Source organism: Gracilibacillus boraciitolerans JCM 21714 (assembly GCF_000521485.1).
Classification (GTDB): Bacteria; Bacillota; Bacilli; order Bacillales; family Amphibacillaceae; genus Gracilibacillus; species Gracilibacillus boraciitolerans.
Genome location: NZ_BAVS01000005.1, coordinates 49390 through 64449 on the forward strand (window position 1 = coordinate 49390; position 15060 = coordinate 64449).

13 protein-coding genes and 3 pseudogenes are annotated in these 15060 nt (G+C 37.4%); all 16 read right to left on the minus strand.

Annotated elements, in window-relative coordinates; all coding sequences use genetic code 11:
- Positions 1-2: 2 nt before the first annotated feature.
- The gene (locus JCM21714_RS05455; RefSeq protein WP_035722471.1) at positions 3-863 is read right to left on the minus strand and encodes an efflux RND transporter periplasmic adaptor subunit; all 861 of its coding nucleotides are present in this window, start codon (positions 861-863) and stop codon (positions 3-5) included.
- A gap of 40 nt (positions 864-903) precedes the next feature.
- Positions 904-1845: a TetR/AcrR family transcriptional regulator gene (locus JCM21714_RS05460; protein ID WP_235182638.1), complete on the minus strand. Its 942-nt coding sequence runs from the start codon at positions 1843-1845 to the stop codon at positions 904-906.
- 371 nt (positions 1846-2216) lie between these two features.
- Positions 2217-3140: a helix-turn-helix domain-containing protein gene (locus tag JCM21714_RS23800; RefSeq protein ID WP_369403476.1), complete on the minus strand. Its 924-nt coding sequence runs from the start codon at positions 3138-3140 to the stop codon at positions 2217-2219.
- Entirely contained in the window at positions 3050-3763 is a 714-nt protein-coding gene (locus JCM21714_RS23805) for a response regulator (protein WP_369403477.1), read from the minus strand. The genes JCM21714_RS23800 and JCM21714_RS23805 overlap by 91 nt, the downstream gene beginning before the upstream one ends.
- 392 nt (positions 3764-4155) lie before the next feature.
- Positions 4156-5337 carry a sugar ABC transporter permease gene (locus JCM21714_RS05470; protein ID WP_035722475.1) on the minus strand — a complete coding sequence of 394 codons (1182 nt, stop codon included), beginning with the start codon at positions 5335-5337 and terminating at the stop codon, positions 4156-4158.
- 12 nt (positions 5338-5349) lie between these two features.
- Positions 5350-6871: pseudogene (locus tag JCM21714_RS05475) on the minus strand (ATP-binding cassette domain-containing protein).
- 89 nt (positions 6872-6960) lie between these two features.
- A pseudogene (locus JCM21714_RS05480) lies at positions 6961-8138 on the minus strand (sugar ABC transporter substrate-binding protein).
- Positions 8139-8791: 653 nt separating this feature from the next.
- Positions 8792-9103, minus strand: a complete 312-nt coding sequence (locus JCM21714_RS05485) for a hypothetical protein (RefSeq protein ID WP_035722477.1) — start codon at positions 9101-9103, stop codon at positions 8792-8794.
- Between the two features lie 134 nt (positions 9104-9237).
- On the minus strand, positions 9238-9654 hold the full coding sequence (gene fabZ, locus JCM21714_RS05490; RefSeq protein ID WP_035722478.1) for a 3-hydroxyacyl-ACP dehydratase FabZ: 417 nt from the start codon (positions 9652-9654) through the stop codon (positions 9238-9240).
- Between the two features lie 81 nt (positions 9655-9735).
- The gene (locus tag JCM21714_RS05495; RefSeq protein ID WP_035722480.1) at positions 9736-10044 is read right to left on the minus strand and encodes a DNA-directed RNA polymerase subunit beta; all 309 of its coding nucleotides are present in this window, start codon (positions 10042-10044) and stop codon (positions 9736-9738) included.
- A 74-nt stretch (positions 10045-10118) separates the two neighbouring features.
- Positions 10119-10517: a flagellar basal body rod C-terminal domain-containing protein gene (locus JCM21714_RS23810; RefSeq protein ID WP_369403478.1), complete on the minus strand. Its 399-nt coding sequence runs from the start codon at positions 10515-10517 to the stop codon at positions 10119-10121.
- Positions 10514-10954, minus strand: coding sequence for a flagellar hook-basal body complex protein (locus tag JCM21714_RS23815; protein WP_369403479.1), 441 nt, complete (start codon positions 10952-10954; stop codon positions 10514-10516). The genes JCM21714_RS23810 and JCM21714_RS23815 overlap by 4 nt, the downstream gene beginning before the upstream one ends.
- Positions 10955-10976: 22 nt before the next feature.
- Positions 10977-11802: pseudogene (locus JCM21714_RS05505) on the minus strand (flagellar hook-basal body protein).
- 42 nt (positions 11803-11844) lie between these two features.
- On the minus strand, positions 11845-12849 hold the full coding sequence (locus tag JCM21714_RS05510; protein WP_035722481.1) for a rod shape-determining protein: 1005 nt from the start codon (positions 12847-12849) through the stop codon (positions 11845-11847).
- A gap of 273 nt (positions 12850-13122) precedes the next feature.
- The gene (gene spoIIID, locus JCM21714_RS05515; RefSeq protein WP_035722483.1) at positions 13123-13413 is read right to left on the minus strand and encodes a sporulation transcriptional regulator SpoIIID; all 291 of its coding nucleotides are present in this window, start codon (positions 13411-13413) and stop codon (positions 13123-13125) included.
- Positions 13414-13931: 518 nt separating this feature from the next.
- Positions 13932-14978: an AimR family lysis-lysogeny pheromone receptor gene (locus JCM21714_RS05520; RefSeq protein WP_235182639.1), complete on the minus strand. Its 1047-nt coding sequence runs from the start codon at positions 14976-14978 to the stop codon at positions 13932-13934.
- Positions 14979-15060 lie beyond the last annotated feature (82 nt).

Below are 15060 nucleotides of genomic sequence, written 5' to 3' on the forward strand. Positions count from 1 at the left end.
GATTAGTCCTCCTCTATGACTTTAATTTTTGCGCCATCTTCAAGGGTTAATTGACCGCTTGTAATCAGCTGATCTCCTTCTTTTAATTCCGCCTGAACGGCCGTTGACTGTGATTGTGTTGCCTGGACTGTTACCTCTACTTTTGTTGCCGTTTTCCCGTCTGTTGTGAAGACATATGTTCCATCATTGTCCTCGACAAGTGCTGCTGTAGGAATTAATAAGGAATCGTCAATCACCGTGTCTTCTAAGACAACCGTAGCAATGACACCTGCTTTATGATGGGTTGTTTCATTATCAAATGACAAATCGATTGGAAATAATCCTGCTTCATTGGCTGCTGATGCCACATATTCTATTTCTGCTTCAAGTGTTTCTTCTTCAGCACTTTCTAATATAAGGGTAACTTTCTTGCCTTTTTCAAATAATTCTAATTGAACATCTGGCACTTGCAGCTGTACGGTCAGCTGTTCTAAATCGATCACAACTGCCAATGGATCCTGATTCGATACCAATGATCCTTCCTGTGCTTGTAATTGTGTGATCGTGCCTGTGCTCGTTGCCTCGACTTTGATATTTCCCTGGGGGGGACTGGAGATGGTTGCAATTTCATCATCTTCTTCGACCTTGTCTCCATTTTCCACGTTCAGTTCATCGATTTCTCCTGCTACGGTTGGGATGATCGGTATCGTCTGATTCGGCATCGTTCTTCCGTAAAAATTACGTTCCATGACGAGATCACCTTTCGTTACTTCACCTGTCTCAACAGGTGTTACTCGTTCTACTTGTTTTTCTTCCTTGTTATTTTCTGAACATGCGACCAATGTGATGATCACTAATATCAGTATAAATAATAAACGCTTCATATGTTTGTCCCCCCTCTCAACACTTTTTTTATCATGATGGTTATGTTTTTTTGATAAGACGCAAACGGATCGTTACAGCTGTCTTTTTTAATATCTGAATGGTCTCTTTTACTGCTGGATTTAATTCCAGGCGTTCCAACATACTTTGGATGATTATATTCTTGGGTTCTGTTTTATTCCATTCTTCTTCCAATACTTGAATTGCTTCTGTATCTTCCGGCTGGCCACTCCTCTCAATTTGATTTTTCACTTGTTGTATTAACTCATGTACAGCAGGATTAGTGAATTTCTTTAAATCCTGATAGGTAAAAATCACGGATTGCTGATCTGTGATGACCTTTTGGACAATTAGATCGATTTTATCTGTGATATATTGGGCTAATTGTTTTGGATCAAATGTCAGATCATGAATCACGATCCACTTAAAGTAACCACCGATTAGTCCGTCTGCCTGAATGACCATATCGACTAAATAGGGACGGACTTTATCTCCATAAACATGAATCAATTGGTCGCTTATCCAGGTATACGCCTGTTTATGGATATTATAAATCAGCTCATCCATCTTATCTCCAAGATTGACATTATCACGGACATGCATGATTAAATATTCCTTGTGCTCCTTAAATAAGCTAAGCAATGCCGCAATTTGTTCGGTGAATTGATCAAATGGCTTTTCGGTATCCGATTTTATTGAGCTAATTTTTTCAATGATAACATTCGAATAATATTTGTATATTTCTACCAGTAATTCATTTTTGGAGCAGAAATGGAGATAGAATGCACCTTTGGATACCTCGCTTTTATTTGCGATCTCTTGAATCGATGTTGTGTGGAATCCTTTCTCCGAGAATAGTTTAATGCTTTCTTCGATCATCCGCTTTTTTTTGCTATCCATTAGAAGTAACACCCCCCCACTTTCTTTTCTACGGTCTGTTTTATAATTGGTTTCATCTTTATATATGAATGACTGGTCAGTCAATTATTAACTATAGCAGTTTATGGATGAGATCACAAGCTATTAAGACTCGACAGGGTTAGGAGAAGGAGAAGGCAGGGAGATGATGCCACATAAATTTTGTGGCAATGATGAAATGTCATTAAGAGTTAGAGTGGATTTCAACGATATATGGGTTTATCGTTAAAATGTCGTCTTAGGTTACGCTAGATTTCGTCGATAAACTTCCAAGTACCAGACAAGTGTGAATTAGGGAGAAACCTTTGCTCCGTAATTATAGATCATCCTTTTTATAAATAAAAAATACGAATGATAACTAATTCTAATCGTAGAATTGGTATCATTCGTATTTCACATTACTTTTTTCTTCGCCACAAATAGATCAGCTTTAATCATTACACTTTATGGAGCAATTTGTTCCGGTATTCGGTTGGTGAGGTCTTACATATTTTTTTGAAAACTTTGCTAAAATAGTTCGGATCATGATATCCAACGTCAAAGGTAATCTCCTTTAACGTTTTGTTAGGATCGCGCATTAATTTCTGTGCTTTATTGATTCTGCATTCGGTTAAAAAGTGGATGTAGTTCATACCCAGCTGATCCTTAAAACATTTACTAATGTAGATCGGGCTCAGTCCTACTTCTTTGCCAATCCTATCCAGCGAAATTTCTTCATGCGCATGGTCGATAATAAATTGTTTAATATAGTGAATGGTATCTGCTTCAAACTCTGATTGATGATCTTGAAAGGAATTCTCCATTGCTTTTAAATAATTTAATACTTCCGCACTTAACTGTCGATAATCCGTCGATTTGAAATAATAAAATTGCGTGTGGTGTTCCACACCCATTTCCCCCCCAAGTATCCGCGAGGCAATCCACAATAATTCTCTTGTTTTTTGAGATGTTTGTAATAAATTCTCTCCTAATTGTTTGGAACGATCGATAAAATCCGTAAAACACTGATGAATCTCCTGCCAGTTACCGGCTCGTATATAGTCAAAAAATTGCTGTTCATATTGCTTATTTGCTTTCGTATCTATCCCTGGAACAATGCTTGGTAAATCGGTATAAAATCGAAATTTAACTGGGATGGCTGTATCACTTGTTGCGATTAAAGATTCCTGGTAGGATTGTCGGACTTGCTCTAGAGGTGTGTACACATTTCCTATTCCGATGAAAGAAGAACTGATATTGGCAGGGTTTATATGTGAGAGAATTTCTCGTGCTAGTAAGGTTGCCTGGGCTCGAAATGATTGGATCGGATCGCGAAATACAATAATCGGTAACTGATGTCCATATAGCGCCCCCCTACCCATGCCCCCCCACCTCGTTTTCTGACGATTTCTTTTATTACCGTATAATGGACGTCCAACCCTTTAGGAAGAATCAGACTTATCACAAATTTTTCCTGTGTTCCATGCATATCGAGTATTTCCATTAATTCTTCGATATGGACGTCATGAACATGATCAAATAATAATTGGGTCACCACATCGGTTTCAAAGAGGGACATGGCTTTCTGCAGGGTATGTTCCTGCTGTTTTTCTAATTCCTGCTTTTTATTTTCTTTAGTGATTTGTACTAAAATTCTTTCTACCGTAGTGATAATTTCCTGAACACTGCTTGGTTTAACCAGATAATCAACGACACCGAGCTTCAATGCTGATCTTGCATAATCAAATTCTGCATATGCTGTCATCATAATGAACTTTATGCCAGCATGCTCTGATTTTATTTGTCTAATCACTTCTATACCGGACATTCCTGGCATTTTAATATCCATTAAAATCAATTCTGGCTGAAATGTCTTTACCATTTGTAATGCTGTTCTTCCGTTTTGAGCCTGCTGAATGATCATATTGGAAAAATACGATTGTAAAATCTTTTCGAGTCCATCTCGTTCCACCTTTTCATCATCCACGATCAGTACTTTTGTCAACTTAGCAACTCCCCCCCTTCCCATTAGAAAGCGCTATCATTTTTTTGAAAACGGAGTTATTGATACTTGAAAATATTTCATTGGTTTCAAATAATTCCATGATACTTATTATTATATAACTCAAGAGTCACTAAATTCTGGATTATATAAAGAATATCTGTACTTTTTAAAGATCGATGCCGTGTAAGAAATATATGAAAGTTTCTGTCAAATTATGATTAGGTCACTTTTTTGTATATTTAGGTCACTTTTTTAAATTATTAGGTCACTTTAGAGCATATTTAGGTCACTTTTTTTAATAATCAGGTCACTTTAAAGCATAATTAGGTCACTTTTCAATTTATTATAGGAAAAACCTCGCTACCGGTTGTAAAACGATAGTGAGGTTTTCTTTATCCTCTTTGTCTTCTAGTCATTACGTCGAAAATTACAGCTAATGCGAGAACGCCTCCGCGGATCATGTATTGAGGAGCTATTCCTACACCCATCAGATTCATCCCGTTCGTTAATGTCGCCATTACGATCGCACCGATTAGAGCTCCGGTAACTTTTCCAACACCACCGTGGGCAGATACACCACCTACAAAGGCTGCAGCAATCGCGTCAAGCTCGAATAACGTACCTGCTGTCGTTGTCGCAGATTGTAAGCGAGACGTAAAAAGAATACCGGATAATGCAGAAAGCATCCCCCCCATGGAACCGAATACTAAGAACGTAATTTTACTTACACTGATACCGGTAAGGTGCGCTGCTTCCGGATTACTGCCGACCGCATAGATATGACGGCCAATTACTGTTTTGGTTGTTATAAAATGATAGATAAAAACAACTGCTAAAATGATTACCACTGTCCATGAAAAGCCGTTATATCCTGCTAATAGCCATGTAATATAACCAATAACCACAGACATAAAAGCAAGTTGCACAACAAATATCGGTTTGGAGACCACTTCAAAATTATATTTTATTTTTTTGTGACGATTGGTGATGGCACTATAGATGTAAAATAAGATACCAAGCACCCCCCCTAGAATTAAGGAAAGGAAATGCAATCCGGCCACTTCCATAATTGCCGGAATATATCCATTACCAATCGCATTAAATGTCTCATTATCAATAATAATCGTTCCTGTCTTCTCTGTTGCCAGTAAAATCGCACCACGATAGATAAGCCAGCCTGCAAGCGTAGCAACAAACGCTGGTATACCTATTTTTGCTACTAAAAAACCTGTAACGGACCCTGCACAAATCCCAAGAAAAAGGATAATAGGTATAACAACATAGATCGGCATGCCATAATTCACCATTAGAATAGCTGCAACTGCACCAAGAAAACCTGCCAGGAAACCAATTGATAAATCAATATGACGAATAACAATGACCAGCATAACCCCAACCGCTAATACAGCTATATAGCCAGCGGAATCTAGTAAATTACTAATATTCCGAGAAGATAAAAACAATCCATCAGTCAGAACCGTGAACGTGATCATAATTACAAATAAGGCAATGTACATCCCATAATCACGAATATTCCGTTTTACTAAGCTCAGTAACTCCTTTAGATATTTCATGAATGATTCCTCCTATTGCGTCGCAAGTTGCATGATTTTTTCCTGGGTCGCATCTTCCGCTAATAATTCACCCTTTATTTCACTTTCTGCCATTACGTAAATACGATCACTCATTCCAAGCACTTCCCCAAGCTCAGATGAAATCATAATAATACTCATTCCTTTATTAATTAACTCATTCATTACAGAGTAAATTTCAAATTTTGCTCCAACATCGATACCACGAGTTGGTTCATCCAATATCAGTAATTTAGGGTTCACAAATAACCACTTGGCAAGCGATACTTTTTGTTGATTACCACCACTCAGATTTCCTGCTAATTGTTGAATATTGGGCGTTTTTAATTCCTAATGAATCTTTGTATTGATCAGCGACAACTATTTCCTCATTTATATTTACTGTTCCTTTTGAAGAGATTTCCTTTAAATTTCCAATTGAAATATTATTTTTGATGTCTTGCAATAGAAATAGACCATTTCCTTTGCGATCTTCTGTTACATAGGCAATACCTGCTTTTATCGCTTCATGAGGATGCTGCAGTTTAGCTGGCTGTCCTTCCAACTCTAAATCACCAGTGATTTTATATTTCCGTGCGTTACCGAACATACTTAAGGCGAGCTCCGTACGTCCAGATCCCATTAATCCAGAAATTCCAACAATTTCGCCCCGTTTAACATTAAGGTTGACATTTTTCGTAACATTTCGTCCTAACTTCGGATCAAAAGCCGTCCAATTAGATAACTTTAAGATGGTTTCGCCTATTTCCTGATTTGGCCGTTTCGGATAGATGTCTTCTATTTCGCGGCCAACCATATTTTTGATAATAGCGGCTTCCGTAATTTCACCTTTTGAAGCTTCTAGCGTACAAATCGTTTCTCCATCACGCAGAACTGTTGCCTTATCAGCGATCGCAATAACTTCCTTCAGTTTGTGGGAAATCATAATCGAGGTAATTCCCTGTTTCTTTAGTTCTTTTAGCAATTCCAGCAGATTTTCACTGTCATTTTCGTTTAACGCTGCTGTTGGCTCATCCAATATAAGCAGTTTTACTTCTTTACTTAATGCTTTGGCAATTTCAATCAGCTGTTGCTTGCCAACGCCCAAATCCTTTATTAAGGTGTCCGGATTTACTTTCAAACCTACCTTTTTTAACATTTTTTCGGACTCGGACACTGTTTGGTTCCATTCCAAAATACCGGCATATTGTATTTCATTACCTACAAAAATATTTTCATAAACAGATAGGTGAGGAAATAGTGCCAGTTCCTGATAAATAATAGCAATGCCTACTTCGACACTATCACTAATTTTATTAAATCGTAGAATCTCACCGTTAACAATGATATCTCCCTTATATGTTCCATAGGGATACACGCCACTCAGTACTTTCATCAGCGTCGACTTACCTGCGCCATTCTCTCCTACTAAACAATGGATTTCTCCTCTTTCTACAGCAAAATTAACATTAGAGAGCGCTTTTACACCTATGAATTCCTTGGAAATTTGTTTCATTTCTAATATATTATCGCTCACCACGATGCCTCCCTTAGCGAGAAAACTTGATAGTGGAAAATGAGTGCCGGTGAATTTCCAACACCATTTCCCACTATGTCTAGCAATTATTATTCTAATCCAGTAAATTCACTAGCTTCATAGTATCCAGAATCGATTAACTCTGCCTGTACATTATCTTGTTCAACAACAATAACTTCCGTTTGTTTTGCTGGTACTTCGATATTTCCATTGTCATAACTTCCGGTAGTTTCTGGTTCATTTCCATCTAAAATGTCAACTGCCATTCCCATCGAGTCTTCTACCAATGTTCGAACATCCTTAAAGACTGTCATCGATTGTTTTCCATCAATAATATATTGAATAGAAGCGATTTCAGCATCTTGCCCTGTGACAACATAGTCTGTAATTCCCCCCCATCTGTTGCAAATACATCTGCGATTGCGCGGGCAGTGCCATCATTTGGTGCTAATATAGCAACATTCCCTTTAAGATCCTCTCCAGCAGCAGTTAAATTAGTTTGTGCTTTATTTTTTGCTTCGTTTGGATCCCAGTTCGTTGTTACCTGGCCTAAAATTTTGCCCATCTCATCACGTGTTAGTTCTGCTTTATCCTTTAAAGCTTCTGCTTCACTAGAATTTGCAATCACAAATGTTCCGTCAGCAATTTTTGGCTGCAGCACATTCCATGCTCCTTCAAAGAATAAAAATGCATTATTATCAGAAGACGCTCCCGTATACAAATAAAGTGGCACATTGCTTCCCTCTGCGTTATCAACCAGATACTGTCCCTGTGCTTCCCCCCCTACTGCGACACTGTCAAATGTGACATAATAATCAACTGCATCTGTATCTGTCACTAAGCGGTCATAAGAAATAACGGTTATTCCTTCCTCTTTTGCTGCTTCAACCGATGCACCAGCTGCAGCACCGTCATGTGGTGCAATAATTAACACATCTATACCTTGACTGATTAATGTTTCTACATTTTCCTTTTCTTTTGCTGAAGATCCTTGGCTAAATAAAATTTCTGTCGTGTATTCTGAATCTTCCAATGCTGCTTTAAATCGTGCTTCATCCTGAACCCAACGTGGCTCATCTTTTGTTGGTAATACAATACCAATACTTACTCCTCCATCATCTGTGTTTTCACTCTCTGTTTCTGTACCTGAGTCCGTTCCGGTATCATCTGCGGTACCGCTTCCACTTTCACTGTTACAGCCTGTGATGAAGATAATAGCCATAATTGCAATGAATAATATCGAGATAAACTTGAATTTCTCCCTCATTTCATTACTCCCCCCTTTCAAAATGTTTTTGTAATGGCTTACATTTTAAAATATATCATTGAAAATGGCGGTAAAGTATCGCATGTTGTAGTAGTATTTTAGGGTCAGTCTGTACTTTTTTAGCATCGAGGTTTATATTGTTTTCTAATACAAAAAAAAGCCGGACATAAATCGTCCGATCCTTATTTATAACTCAAATATTATGCACTAACTTCTAAATATCAATTTTGAACTATTGATACAGTAATACTGCCGCTTCGGCTGCCCACTTCCCTTTCCGTAGGGTTTTCTCTTCAGCTAACTTTTCCAAGCATAGATCGCTTGGAAAAGTGGATCTTCAGAGAAAACATTCCTACAGGAGTGGAAGCGGGCGGCCTCCGCTGTGATAATGTGCTACAAACCAAATAAAACCCGTTATTGCATAAAATGACGTCATTTCTTATCTATGATTTCATGCAATAACTGCTTATAACATAAAATCCTTTAACAAAAAACGAAAGATTTCATTTAATAATGAATATTTGCATGAAATCCACAAAATTTCTATTAGAGATTTCCTGCAATAAATAATGACGTTAAAAACTTTTTAGATTGAATGTCGGATCATTTATTACAGCTGAAAAAAAGCCAATCGAGTGATTGGCTTTTTCCATTTATTCTTCTTTATTTTCCTCGTTCATTTTATCATCACCGTTTTCTACAGCGTCTTCCATATTTTCTTCTGTTTCATTCATATTTTCTTCTACATTCTCACCTACGTCTTCGCCAGTTCCGTCTTCTTCGTCTCCTGCAGGTGCTTCTTCATTTTCTTGTCCTTCTTGCGGTTGTTCCTGTTCTTCTTGTGGTTGCTCTTCTGTTGGTTGCTCTTCTTCTATTGGTTCTTCTTCGTCACTTTGTGCACAACCAACTAAAAGTGATAGTGATAATAAAAATGCTGAGAGATACTTGACGTATTTTAATTCCATTAGATGTCCTCCTTAAATTCTTGTTCAATACTAGCATAACCAAATAATTCATAAACTATGCTCAGCGAATAAATTTTTTTTAAGAAGAGACTCATGGAACAATTAGATATAAGTCTTTCAGTGAATGCTTAGGGTTATTTTACGGCGAATGTTATTTCTGCTTCACATGCTAATTCGCCATCTACTTTGGCTACGGCTTTGCCTTTACCAATTGGTCCTTTAATGCGAATAATTTCTACTTCTAAGTGTAAGGTATCTCCTGGTATTACCTGACGTTTAAATCGGCATTTATCGATACCTGCTAAGAAACCAATTTTCCCTTTGTTTTCTTCTTTACTTAATATTGCTACCGCGCCAACTTGTGCCAACGCTTCGATAATTAAGACTCCTGGCATTACTGGGTAATCAGGAAAATGTCCTTGAAAAAATGGTTCATTGATCGTTACATTCTTTTTTCCTGCGATTCGATTTTCATTCTGTTCGATAATGGCATCTACTAATAAAAATGGGTAACGATGTGGAATTGTTGCTTTTATTTGTTCTATATCCATGTTATGTAACTCCTTTTTTTTTGCATATGGTTTATGATAAAGGGATTAGGTTAAGAACCTAATCCCTTGCATTTTTTTATTTTATTCTGTGCGAACAAAGTCGATAATATGCTGCCATGTATCCCATCTGAGGACATCTAGAGGCCTACCATCTCCGAGTGTACTGAAGCCTATGATAAGACCGATCATTAAAGCAAATAAACTTAACACGACGACAATCAGAATTTTCAGCCAAACTGGCACCACACGACGCAGATATTTTTTTTCTTCTTTATTTTGCTTTTTCTTTTCTGCTCGTTTTTCTTTTTTTGATTGTGTATTATCTGTTATTTGCTTCTGTTCATCTGTTTGTTGTTTATTTGGTTTTTTTGATCTTGTTTCCTTTGACATACGAGATGGCTCCTTATTGGTAAAACTACCATACTTTATCACGGTGCTAATCATCTACTAATCGTAATTTCACTTTATCGTAATTGGTTGATTAAGCCTTTCATCTGATCATGCATCGATATCGATCTTGCATTAAACTGATAGGCTCGTTGGGTTTCAATCATATCTGTTGTTTGCTGTGCCAAGTCGACATTTGAAGCTTCTAATGCCCCCCCACTATCGATACGTATATCCTGCAAACCAACACCGTTAATGATTGTCTCCAGTGGATAATTTTCAAGCGATTGCTCGGACAAACGAAACAAATTATTACCTGCTGCTTCTAATAATCGCGGTCGCACTGCCTCTACAACACCAAGCTCAGCTTCCACTGCCTGAACACCATTTCTCGTTACCGTTAATTGTCCATTGTTTTCAATTTTCAGATCTTCCATATTATTATTCAAAATAATCGGCTCACCTGCTTCACTCAAAACAGGATTGCATCTGAAGTCACAAGCATTACCTGATCATTTTCCAATGGAGTCAGATAAAAATTACCCGCTCTTGTATACCGAACCTCTTCGATCCCATTTTCATTAACTGCTACTTGAAAAAGATGATTATCCTCTAACAAGGCCACATCGAGATTTCGATCGGTACGTTGGATCGATCCCTGGGCAAAGTTAAAATTAGTATGTCCTAATTTTGCACCTGCACCAATCCGTAATCCATCTGGAGTCAGCCGTCCATCCGCATTTGTTGGATCAGGCTCCGTGTTTATTTGTTGGGACAATAGGGAGGAAAAATTAGCATCTCGTTTTTTATAACCTGTTGTATTTAGATTGGCAATATTGTTACCAATATTATCAAGTCGTTTTTGTAATTGCCCCCCCATCGTTGCGGCGGCTTGAAAGGTTATTCTTGTCATTGATTTCTACCCCCCCTTTTTTTTAACCAAGTCGTGCAATCTCGTTTACTGCTTTATCCAAACTGCGATCGTATTGCTGAACGATTTTTTGGTTTGCTTCAAAACTACGATAGGCTTGCATCATGTCTGTCATGGCTTGAGCTGCATCCACATTAGAGTTCTCTAAATGATTTTGCTGGACGTTGAATTGCAACCCGTCCACGGCTCTTGCGTCGATTAATGCTTCGCCATCTTCTGCTAATTCAAATAAATCTTGGCCATTTTTAACTAAGTCATTAGAGTTGGCCGTATAGGTGACTGCTAATGGAATCTCAGCACCATCTACTTCCATAACTCCCTCTGGTGTGATCGTGAATTCTAGTCCACCTGTATTAATTGGATTACCTGCCGCATCTAAGACATAGTGTCCTTGGTTTGTCGTTAAATTTCCCTGACCGTCTACCGTGAAGTTTCCATTTCTTGTATAGCGTACGTCACCTTCGCCGTTTTGCACACTAAAAAAGATTGAACCCTCTTCATCCGGTGTTTCCCCCCTGTACAAGTGCCAGATCGGTAGAAACGCCTGTTTCCCTTAATGAGCCTTGTACAAAATCAGGAATGGTCTCCTGGACATATACACCCGTATTTATCGCACCAATTTCAGTCATCGTTGGCATAGAACGATTTTGTGTTGTTGGTAATTGGCGATTTTCCATACGCTGAATTAACAATTCCGGGAAGGCCCGTAGTGACGTTTGATCTTGCTTATATCCTGGTGTTTGAGCGTTTGTAATATTGTTAGACAACACTTCCTGTCTGCGTTGCTGCGCCATCATTCCGCTCGTTGCCGTATAAAATCCTCTGAGCATTGCTAATATCTCCCTTCAAGTGAAGCCGATCTCTTTTATGTATTAGACAATAGAACGTTCTAGTTTATCAATATTATCTAACATGATGCCTGTACCTTTTGCTACACAGCTCATTGGTTCATCAGCTAATAAGACAGGTACTTTTAATTCCTCTGCCAAAAGCTGATCAAGTCCATTTAATAGTGCTCCCCCCCCACCTGTTAAAATTACACCTCGATCAATAATATCTGCTGATAATTCCGGTGGCGTTTTTTCCAGGACGGATTTCGCTGACAGGACAATTAAGGAAATCGATTCTCTTAGAGCCTCTTCTATTTCTGCTGAATGAATCGTAATCGTCCGTGGTAAGCCTGAAACCATATCACGGCCACGAATATCAATTGATTCATTACGCGCTCCCTTGAAAACGGTGGCAACATTTATTTTGATATCCTCTGAGGTACGCTCACCAATCAGTAATTTATATTTTCGCTTTACATATTGAAGAATTTCAGCATCGAATTTATCCCCCCCAGCCATTTTAATCGATTGAGCCGTCACAATATCTCCCATTGATAGTACAGCGATATCTGTTGTACCGCCACCGATATCGACGACCATATTTCCGCTTGGCTGAAAAATATCCATCCCTGCTCCAATCGCTGCTACTTTCGGTTCTTCCTCTAAGTAAACCTTTTTACCGCCGGATTTTTCAGCTGCTTCTTTAATTGCCTTTTGTTCTACTTTTGTAATATTAGTTGGGCAGCAGATTAACATTCGTGGTTTAGATAAAAAACCCTTTACATTAATTTTGTTAATAAAATATTTCAGCATGGCCTCTGTTACATCAAAATCTGCAATTACGCCATCCTTCAATGGGCGTATCGCTTCAATGTTTCCTGGTGTTCGACCTACCATCTTACGTGCTTCTTCACCGACTTCTAATACTTTACCTGTATTACGATCCATCGCAACAACAGATGGTTCATCTAATACAATCCCTTTACCTTTAACATGAATTAATACGTTTGCCGTTCCTAAATCGATTCCAATATCTCGTGAAAACATGAATGTTAATCCTCCCTATTTCAGTACCATGCTCTGATTTATCTCATTATTTTATTTTTATTATATATTTTTGCAGTAGATTTCTATGTTAGTATGATATTGAATACCTCTAATTATATATAATAACATAAAATGGAGAATGCCGTATACAACTTTCCATAAAATTTGTCAATTTTTTTAAAAAATTGTTGGAATTTATCTTATCTTAATTTTATGGGATAGGGATCATATGTAAGGAAGAGTATATTTGAATTAGAGAGGAATCATTCTTGTTTATTTGGTGATGAGTTGTTCTGCTTCTTGTGGCGCGTTTTTTCCATGCAGTTTATATTTCATTTTAGTTGCTTCACCGCCTCGCAGATGACGTATTGCTTTATGGTGGGTTAGAATCGTTTTTACTTCATTTGCAAGTTCAGGATGTATTTCTGGTAAGCGTTCTGTCAAATCTTTATGAACCGTGCTTTTTGAGACTCCGAATTCTTTGGCAATTACTCGAACTGTTTTTTTTGTTTCGATAATATACCTGCCAATCTTTAATGTTCTTTCTCTGATGTAGTCATGCACTTCACTCGCCTCCCAAAAGTTGTCAGTCCAAGGTGTGAACAGAGACAAGTACTATATACAATTATTCACCCATGATAAAACGATCACATCCTCACCCCCCCAGACAAAATAAAAGATAATTTGTATCATCATATTATCGTTAGAGAGGCAATATGACAGATACTTTCAGGACGGTGTGAGTAGGACAAGTATAAAGGGTAGGGATATATCAAATATTTTCCACCACAATGCTGATATGATAAGTAGCATAACTCGCAGTAACTAATGTAGCAGAACCTATAAATCAAAGTAGTCATCTTGAAAGGAAGTATATGCGTAATAGTCGCTTCAGTTAGTGAACATTATCTTTTTGTTATGCAATTAAAAATCCGAACGTTTACAAATTTTGATTGCTTAATTTGTACTCGTTCGGATTTTACTTTTATCAGATAAATTTTGTCCCCCCCGCTTCTTTCAACCAATATCGCCATAATCTGGATCTGAACTGTTTAGTTTGACCATGATCTACTCTGCTCCTATTACCATATTTTTCTATATATGCAGGCCTTCTGAAGCTCTAAGAGGTAATTTCGCAAAAAATGATCATTTCTTATTTCCATAAATTGTTGATACGAATGGATAAAATAGTGATGATTCTTCGTAGCCAAACCTAAGTAATATTGCGCAAATGGAGTTGAGATTGACAGTTTTTCAAGCATTTCCTTTGCTTGTTGATGATTCCCTTTTACAATTTCAAGATGTGCAGCTTCGATGGGATCATTTGTAGTCACGCCATCTATCCTGCCGAAATTTGCACAAATAAAAGGATACGTATAATTCGAAATTTTGTCTAAGGTATCGTGATCTTGTAAGCATTTAGCTAAATAAAGAGCTTCTTCAATATGATAGAAACTAGATTCGAAGTCTTCATAAATATAACTTAGTGCTAAATCTAAATGAAGTTGGGCTTTCTGTTTGACGTGATGTGGCATTTGCAGTGCTTCATATGCATGCTTTCTAGCTAAAATTAATTCATTCCGTTTCCAATAATAGGTAAACATAATTAATTGCATTCTCTGCTTGAAGAAATTGATATAGAGTGGATTGTCGATTTGTCGCAGCTTATTTTGTACTTTATTGATATAATATCCGATGCGATCATAATGATATACGTTTACATCTATTTCCATATTCAAGAAGTATTTCAGGCACTTCAGCTCTGGATGATTAGGGGGGGAAATCGATTTCGAAATTACTCTGATTTTATGAGTTGGTTTACCATTTCGTAAATCTAGCATAAACTGATACAATTTCGCTGCTTCTCTATTTAACTCATTCGAACTATGATTATTATGTTCAATAAAGTAGATTAATTCTGGATGACAACGATTGATATAAAAGTACTCTAAGGCTAATCGCTTGTCAAGATCAGAATGACTATGAAACAAAAATTCCTTAGCAATCTTTAACTCGGTTGCTTCATCGTTATCTAAGCTAATCATCGTTAGAAATTGCGGAAATTGGAGTTGTTTATCTGATTCAAGATATTCCATAATTATTCTAGAAATTCCGTTTATTTTTTCCATAAATTATCTCCTTTCACAATAATTAATTATTTCACATTCGAGAAATTATGCAATAGTTTTTTACTAGAATCGTTCGTCAAAT

Bases quoted from the DNA above. Each gene is read 5' to 3' on its own strand.
- JCM21714_RS05455 (WP_035722471.1), bottom strand. From the start codon at position 863: ATGAAGCGTTTATTATTTATACTGATATTAGTGATCATCACATTGGTC.
- JCM21714_RS05485 (WP_035722477.1), bottom strand. From the start codon at position 9,103: ATGGAATTAAAATACGTCAAGTATCTCTCAGCATTTTTATTATCACTA.
- JCM21714_RS05520 (WP_235182639.1), bottom strand. From the start codon at position 14,978: ATGGAAAAAATAAACGGAATTTCTAGAATAATTATGGAATATCTTGAA.
- JCM21714_RS05495 (WP_035722480.1), bottom strand. From the start codon at position 10,044: ATGTCAAAGGAAACAAGATCAAAAAAACCAAATAAACAACAAACAGAT.
- JCM21714_RS05470 (WP_035722475.1), bottom strand. From the start codon at position 5,337: ATGAAATATCTAAAGGAGTTACTGAGCTTAGTAAAACGGAATATTCGT.
- fabZ (WP_035722478.1), bottom strand. From the start codon at position 9,654: ATGGATATAGAACAAATAAAAGCAACAATTCCACATCGTTACCCATTT.
- JCM21714_RS23815 (WP_369403479.1), bottom strand. From the start codon at position 10,954: ATGACAAGAATAACCTTTCAAGCCGCCGCAACGATGGGGGGGCAATTA.
- JCM21714_RS05510 (WP_035722481.1), bottom strand. From the start codon at position 12,849: ATGTTTTCACGAGATATTGGAATCGATTTAGGAACGGCAAACGTATTA.
- JCM21714_RS23800 (WP_369403476.1), bottom strand. From the start codon at position 3,140: ATGGGTAGGGGGGCGCTATATGGACATCAGTTACCGATTATTGTATTT.